The 7039-nt window shown below is 59.0% G+C and carries 7 protein-coding genes; 1 reads left to right on the forward strand and 6 read right to left on the reverse strand.

The annotated features are described in order from the left end of the window. Positions 1 to 82: 82 nt before the first annotated feature. Positions 83 to 1753, reverse strand: a complete 1671-nt coding sequence (locus B2W52_RS16885; RefSeq protein WP_053112776.1) for a GMC family oxidoreductase — start codon at positions 1751 to 1753, stop codon at positions 83 to 85. Between the two features lie 28 nt (positions 1754 to 1781). Further along, a complete protein-coding gene (locus tag B2W52_RS16890) occupies positions 1782 to 3293 on the reverse strand; it encodes a CoA-acylating methylmalonate-semialdehyde dehydrogenase (protein ID WP_273018391.1) in 1512 nt (503 codons plus the stop codon). Between the two features lie 186 nt (positions 3294 to 3479). On the opposite strand from B2W52_RS16890, the gene B2W52_RS16895 reads away from it, so the two are divergent. Then, positions 3480 to 4388, forward strand: a complete 909-nt coding sequence (locus B2W52_RS16895; RefSeq protein ID WP_219120485.1) for a LysR family transcriptional regulator — start codon at positions 3480 to 3482, stop codon at positions 4386 to 4388. Here the strand turns inward: B2W52_RS16895 and B2W52_RS16900 are convergent. The 4 genes from B2W52_RS16900 to B2W52_RS16915 form a co-directional block, all read right to left on the reverse strand. Next, on the reverse strand, positions 4375 to 5160 hold the full coding sequence (locus B2W52_RS16900) for a ZIP family metal transporter (protein ID WP_008173877.1): 786 nt from the start codon (positions 5158 to 5160) through the stop codon (positions 4375 to 4377). The two genes, B2W52_RS16895 and B2W52_RS16900, sit on opposite strands and share 14 nt — an antisense overlap. A 105-nt stretch (positions 5161 to 5265) precedes the next feature. Next, positions 5266 to 6366, reverse strand: a complete 1101-nt coding sequence (locus tag B2W52_RS16905) for an oxidoreductase (RefSeq protein ID WP_053112774.1) — start codon at positions 6364 to 6366, stop codon at positions 5266 to 5268. A 105-nt stretch (positions 6367 to 6471) separates the two neighbouring features. After that, positions 6472 to 6762: an Rdx family protein gene (locus tag B2W52_RS16910; protein WP_008173882.1), complete on the reverse strand. Its 291-nt coding sequence runs from the start codon at positions 6760 to 6762 to the stop codon at positions 6472 to 6474. Continuing rightward, positions 6759 to 7039: alpha/beta fold hydrolase (locus B2W52_RS16915; RefSeq protein WP_414673511.1), on the reverse strand; the 281-nt coding region annotated here is incomplete at its 5' end. The genes B2W52_RS16910 and B2W52_RS16915, both read right to left, overlap by 4 nt.

The raw sequence follows: 7039 nt of genomic DNA on the forward strand, positions 1-7039 counted from the left end.
AGTCCTTTGCAATTGAAACAGGCTGCCGATTCTAGCAGCCTGTCCGCCGGTAAAAACCTGGAAACTGCAATCAGTTCAATGCTCAATCACCCGCCAGAATCCACCTGGCGGCCTTCTCGGCAATCATCAGGGTTGGCGAATTGGTGTTGCCGCTGGTGATCGTGGGCATTATCCCGGCATCCACCACGCGCAATCCCGCCACACCCCGGACCCTCAGGTGTGGGTCCACTACTGCCTGTTCATCATCGGCTCGCCCCATACGGGTAGTGCCCACCGGGTGAAAGATCGTGGTGCCGATGTCGCCCGCCAGCTTCGCCAGCTCGTCGTCGGTCTGGTACTCAAGTCCTGGTTTGAATTCCTCCGGCTCGTACTGCATGAAGGCAGGCTGTTCGGCAATACGGCGCGTCACCCGCAAAGAGTCTGCAGCAACTTTCCGGTCTTCCGGCGTGCTCAGGTAATTGGGGGATATCGCCGGTGCCTGTTTTGGATCGTTGCTGCGGATGCGCACCGAACCCCGGCTGGTGGGGTTCAGATTGCAAACGCTGGCAGTGATGGCCGGGAAATTGTGAAGCGGCTGCCCGAAGGCGTCCAGGCTAAGGGGCTGCACATGGTATTCGATGTTGGCGTAATCGTATTCCTCGGAACTGCGGGTAAACAGACACAGCTGTGAGGGCGCCATACTCATCGGCCCCGAGCGTGTAAGCAGGTATTCCAGGCCGATCCTGGCCTTGCCGATCAGGGAGTTAGCCATGGTGTTCAGCGTTGTGACCCCTTTCACCTTGTACACAGACCGGATCTGCAGGTGATCCTGGAGGTTCTCGCCAACGCCGGGCAGGTCGGCAACTACATCAATGCCGTGTTCCTTGAGGAGGTCGGCGGGACCAATGCCCGAGAGTTGGAGCAATTGCGGGGAGCCAATGGCGCCAGCGGACAGGATAACTTCCCGTTTTGCCCGGGCGATAACGTCATCGCCGCCAGACCGCTCGACCCGAACGCCGACACAGCGAGGCCCGGAACCGGCGTTTTCTGTCTCGAGCCCTAATACATGGGTTGAGTGCCATAGGGTCAGGTTGGAACGCTTTTCCGCGTTCCTCAGGAACGCTTTGGACGTATTCCAGCGCCAGCCGGAGCGCTGGTTCACCTCAAAGTAATCCACGCCCTCGTTGTCGCCGCGGTTGAAATCCCGGGTCCGGGGTATGCCCGCCTCGACGCAGGCAGTGGCAAAGTCCTCCAGCACTTTCCACTTCAGGCGCTGATGCTCCACACGCCATTCCCCGCCGTGACCGTGGTACTTGCGGTGCTCCGGATCGGCATCGCCGCCTTCATCAAGGCGGTAGTGATCTTCATGGCGCATGAAATCGGGAAGACAGTTGTCCCAGTTCCAGGCGTCCTCGCCGGTAATTTCGGCCCACTGCTGGTAATCCCGGGCCTGGCCACGAATATAGAGCATTCCGTTGATGCTGGAGCAGCCTCCCAGAGTCTTGCCGCGGGGGTAGATGAGGGATCGGCCGTTCAGGCCAGGATCGGGCTCGGTACGGAAACGCCAGTCTGTTCGCGGATTGTCGATGCAGTACAGGTAGCCCACCGGGATATGAATCCAGTGGTAGTTATCCCGTCCGCCAGCCTCGATCAGTAGCACCCGATTCTCCGGGTTTGCGCTCAGCCGGTTGGCCAGCAGGCAGCCGGCAGTGCCGGCGCCGATAATGATGTAATCGAACTCCTGATGTCCCGTCGCATTGTTGTTGTCGGACATGGCGTTTTCTCCGCTGCTGGTTTTCTAGTTACTTGGCGGTCGGCATCACAAATTCCGCACCGGCATCAATGGAATCGGACCAGCGCTGCATGATGGATTTCTGGCGCGTGTAGAACTTCACGCCCTCTTCGCCGTAAGCGTGGGTGTCGCCAAACATCGAGCGCTTCCAGCCGCCAAAGCCGTGCCACGCCATGGGTACGGGAATGGGTACGTTAATCCCGACCATGCCGACCTGGATTCGGCGGCCAAATTCCCGGGCCACGCTGCCGCTCTCGGTGAAGCAGCTGACACCGTTGCCGAATTCGTGGTCGTTGATCAGACGAATCGCCGTTGCGATATCGGGTACCCGGACACAGGCCAGAACCGGTCCGAAGATTTCTTCACGATAGATCGTCATATCGGGCGTGACGTGATCAAACAGTGAACCGCCCATCCAGAAACCATCGGCGCAGCCATCGCCGGTGTTCGAGGCATCGAACTCCCGGCCATCCACGACCAGCTCGGCACCTTCTGCCACACCCTTGTCAATGTAGCCGGTAATGCGCTGGTGTGCGGCGGCGGTAACAATCGGGCCCATCTCGGCATCCAGCTGTTCGCCGTTTTTCACTTTCAGGCTTCGGGTCCGCTCGGCCAGTCTTGGCACGATCTTGTCCGCAACATCCCCGACAAGCACCGCCACACTGATGGCCATGCAGCGCTCGCCGGCACTACCATAAGCGGCACCGATCAGGGCATCGACCGCTTTGTCGAGATCGGCGTCCGGCATCACCACCATGTGGTTCTTGGCGCCGCCCAGCGCCTGAATACGCTTGCCGTGCTTGGCGCCTTTCTCGTAAAGCAGGTTGGCAATCGGGGTGGATCCGACAAAACTCAGGGCCTGGACATCCGGATGCTCGATCAGGGCGTTCACCGCGTCCTTGTCGCCCTGCACCACGTTAAATACGCCATCGGGCAGTCCGGCCTGTTTCAGCAGGTCGGCGATCATCAGGGAAGCACTCGGGTCGAGGGGGCTGGGCTTCAGGACAAAGGTATTGCCTGCGGCGATGGCTACCGGAAACATCCACATGGGCACCATCGCCGGGAAGTTGAACGGGGTAACGCCGGCGACCACGCCCAGGGGCTGGCGGGTGGTCCAGTTATCGATACCCGTGCTGACCTGCTCGGTGTAATCGCCTTTCAGAAGCTGGGGAATGCCGCAGGCGAATTCGACGATGTCGATGCCCCGGGCTACTTCGCCCTGGGCGTCCGTGAATACCTTGCCATGCTCCGCGGTGATGGCGCGGGCCAGGTCATCCTTGTGGGTGTTCAACAGTTCCAGAAACTTGAACATGACCCTGGCCCGGCGAATGGGCGGTGTGTCGGCCCAGGCGGGGAATGCAGCATCGGCGGCAGCAACAGCGGCGTCTACGTCCTCACGGCCGGCCAGAGCTACGCGGCCTGTGACCTGTCCGGTGGCCGGATTGAACACGTCCTGGGACTGGCTGGATGTGCCGAGAGATATTTCGCCATTGATATAATGCTGGATGGTTGCGTTGGTCATGGATGCCTCTGTCTTTTCGCGATTGGCCGCTCGAAATGGCAGAAATGCATTCTGCTAAGGGCCCTTAAGGAGCTTTGGGTAATTTCTGACCATACAGGTTAGGTGTGGCAAAGGGGGAAAGCAATTGAGATTTTCACAAGCCAGATATAAGGTAATCTTATATCGAGAACCTGAAACGAGACGCTTATGTACCCCCTTCAGAGCCTTCGGGCGTTCGTTACTGTCGCCCGTGAGGGCAGTGTAAGCCGCGCCGCCACTCGCCTCCATCTGACTCAGCCCGCCGTCAGCCTCAAGCTCAAGCAACTGCAGGACGAACTGGAACTCAAACTGTTCCTGCGCAAGCCCCAGGGTCTGGTGTTGACCCCCGATGGTCAGGCTCTCTTGCCTTCGGCTGAAAAAGCACTCGCTGCCATGGCAGCGTTTGAGCAGAGCGCCCGGGCATTGCATAACACCCTTCGAGGGCGGTTGCGGATTGGTACCATCGTGGATCCGGAATTTATCCGTCTCGGGGCGTTTCTGCACCGCCTGGTGGAACGGGCGCCACAACTGGAGACCGAGCTGCGTCAGGGTATGAGTGGCAGCGTGTTGGAACAGGTCAGGGATGGCCGCCTCGATGTCGGTTTTTTTCTGGCGCCGCCCGGCGTCGGGCCGGGTGCACTGGCGCCGGATGTGGTTCACCGTGAGCTGACCCGGTTTCACTACTATGTGGTTGCGCCGGCGGGTTGGGGGCCGAGGCTTCGGTCGGCCCAGTGGTCCGACTTGGCAGCTATGCCCTGGATTGTGACCCCAGAAGACTCCGTTCATCACCGGCTGCTTAAAGGCACTCTGGAACCCATGGGGTTAATGCCGCGGGGCGTAGCCCAGGTCGATCAGGAGGCGTGCATGCTGGACCTGGTCAGGGCAGGTGTGGGTTTGAGTCTCGCGCGGGATGCATTGGCGATGGCTGAGCGCCAGGAAACCGGCCTGGAAATTGTTGAGGGGTTGCAGTTGCCTTGCGCGCTCAGTTTCGTATGGCACCAGGACCGACAGGGCGAGCCTCTGATCGCGGAGGCTCTGGAAGCCCTGGCGGGTGTCTGGGCGGTTAGCCCAACGTAGCATCCAGGAACATCATTACGGCAAAACCGCCCATCAGGCAGAAGGTGGACATGATTTTCCATTGCCGGTGATGGGTTTCGGGGATAATTTCATTGCTGATGATGAACAGCATGGCGCCTGCTGCGAAGCCAAGGGTCCAGGGCATTATTGGCTCGGCAAGCCAGACAAGCGTCGCTCCGAAGAGACCACCCAGTGGCTCGGCCAATCCAGTCATCAGGGCAATGCTGAAGGCCTTGATTCGCGAGTAGTTGATGGCCAATAGCGAAAAAGCGACGGCCAGCCCCTCCGGAATGTTCTGGAGTCCGATACCGGTGGCAAGAACATAGCCATTATTGACATCGCCGCCGGCGAAACCGACGCCCACCGCCATGCCTTCGGGGAAGTTGTGGAGGGTTATAGCGACAATAAAGAGCCAAATGCCGCGGATGTAAGAAGCGTCCGATCCTTCCCGGCCCAGTTCGAAGTGCTGATGCGGCAGCTTCTGGTGCACAAAGTAGAGGGCAGCGGCACCGGAGAGCAGGCCGAAAATGACAATCAGCGCGGCGGTCCAGGTCTCGCCAGTAATCTGTTCGCCGTACTCGAGGCCAGGTAGTAACAGAGAAAAAAATGACGCCGCCAACATCACGCCTGCGGCTGAAGCCAGCATACCGTCCTGCAGTTTATGGGTGAGGGTACGGACAAGAAACACACCCAGGGCGCCCACGCCACTGGCAAGGCCCGCCAGCAGGCTGGCAATGGTTCCCAGCCAGACAATACTGATGTCAGAAGTCATTCAGTCTCCCGTTGGCTTGTAATGTCAGCATAGCAGCTTGAAGTAGCTACGCCGGAGGCCCCGCTGTGGGTTCCTCCGGCTGCATTTCTCGGGAGAGAAAAGCGATCAGGCGGCGTTCTGCTCGCGCCAGGCCAGCTCGTTGGAAATGGTGGCCTTCGGTTGCAGCATCGCGAAATCGATGTCTGCAATCTCTTTGCCGTCTTTGAGGCGCTGCACGAAGTCCGGGTTTGCGAGCGCCTTCTTGCCCACCGCAAGCAACGTGTCCGGGAACTGGTTGGCCACATCCTGGCAGTTGGTTTCATCAATGTTGCCATTGAGGATAAGACCGATCCCTTCAACGCTGGCGGCCACGCCAGCCAGGCTCTCATCACCCTCTACAAAATGCTTCCGGTTAACGTCACCGTCGGTTGTATGGACGAAATCGGCACCTGCATCGCGGACCGCTTCCACAATCTGACGGAATCCGGCTTCACCCTCCGGCAGCTGGTGGTCTGGATCAGTGACCGTGCCCTGAGACAGGCGGATGCCTACGGTGAAGTCCTCGCCAACGGCCTCGCGAATCGCACGGACCACTTCAACCACCAGGCGCAGCCGGTTTTCCAGTGAACCACCGTACTCATCGTCGCGTTGGTTAAAGTAGGTGCTCAGGAACTGATTCAACAGATAGCCGTTGGCCCCGTGAATCTCAATGCCATCGAAGCCGGCGGCTTTCGCATTGGCGGCGGAATGTGCAAAACCTTCAACCGCCGCCTGAATGTCGGTCCTGGTCATGGCGCTGGGCGTTTGCCACTCAGTCTGGTCGCCATAGAAACCAAGCGGGGCGCCTTTTGGGGTAACTTCGCTGGGCGCCTGTGGCTGGTCGGTGAAACGGTTGGCCTGGAACTGCGCGCCGGCGTGCATCAACTGAACGATGATCTTGCTGCCTGCGGCGTGTACCCGTTCGACAATGGTCTTCCAGCCATCTATCTGCGCTTCGTTGATGATGCCGGGCTGGTTGGCATAGCCCTGGCTTGCCTTGCCATCGGTATAGGTTCCCTCGGTGATCACCAGACCAAAGCCGCCCCTCGCGTAGCGTTCGTAATGGTCTGCCATCAGGGCATTCGGGGTGCCGTCCGGCTCCGCACTGGTGCGTGTCATTGGTGCCAGGGCGAATCGATTAGGTACCTCGATGGTGTTGAATTTGATGGATTGCATCACGTCGCTCATAGATACCCTTTCATGTTGTTGAATTGGACGAGGGATACTATCGGGGCGCAGCGCCTTCTCTAAAAGCGAAGAATATCGACACAGCCTGTCAGTATTTTTGAATGATTATTCTGAGGTGCCGGTTTTGCTGTCGGAATGGCCAAGGGAGCGTTCCGGTGCAACCTGGTCGCGAACCAATTGCTTGAGTTTGGTAATTTCCGGGAAGCCGCCGTCTTGCTTGCGGGACCAGACCCGCTTGCCATTGACCCACACCTCGAAAATACCGCCAGTGCCGGGGTGCAGGCTCAATTCACTGATCTCGCCTTCGAAGGTTGTCAGCAGCTCCTGCGCCATCCAGGCCGAGCGCAGAAGCCAGCGGCAACCGGTGCAATAGTGGATATCGATTTTGTTGGTCATGATGGTGTCTGTGACTCCTTTGTTTGATGGCGGTCCAGCTGCAGAGTAAGACGTTGAAAAAGCTGATCCTGAAAGTCCCGGCAAAGCGGGTACAGATGACCGAGGCCGGGCATCGGGGTCAGCTCTGCGACTGGTAGATTTTTGGCGAGGTGGCGAGCGTAGTCCATGGGCACGAATGGATCCTCCTCGCCCTGGTAGATGAATACCGGGGTCCGGATATCGCGAAGACTGAACCCCCAGTTTCCAAGTTCGGTCAGTAAATCGGTGGTAATGGCTC

Source organism: Marinobacter sp. UBA2498, from assembly GCF_002341575.1.
GTDB lineage: Bacteria > Pseudomonadota > Gammaproteobacteria > Pseudomonadales > Oleiphilaceae > Marinobacter > Marinobacter manganoxydans.

Bases quoted from the DNA above. Each gene is read 5' to 3' on its own strand.
- B2W52_RS16885 (WP_053112776.1), bottom strand. From the start codon at position 1,753: ATGTCCGACAACAACAATGCGACGGGACATCAGGAGTTCGATTACATC.
- B2W52_RS16890 (WP_273018391.1), bottom strand. From the start codon at position 3,293: ATGACCAACGCAACCATCCAGCATTATATCAATGGCGAAATATCTCTC.
- B2W52_RS16895 (WP_219120485.1), top strand. From the start codon at position 3,480: ATGTACCCCCTTCAGAGCCTTCGGGCGTTCGTTACTGTCGCCCGTGAG.
- B2W52_RS16900 (WP_008173877.1), bottom strand. From the start codon at position 5,160: ATGACTTCTGACATCAGTATTGTCTGGCTGGGAACCATTGCCAGCCTG.
- B2W52_RS16905 (WP_053112774.1), bottom strand. From the start codon at position 6,366: ATGAGCGACGTGATGCAATCCATCAAATTCAACACCATCGAGGTACCT.
- B2W52_RS16910 (WP_008173882.1), bottom strand. From the start codon at position 6,762: ATGACCAACAAAATCGATATCCACTATTGCACCGGTTGCCGCTGGCTT.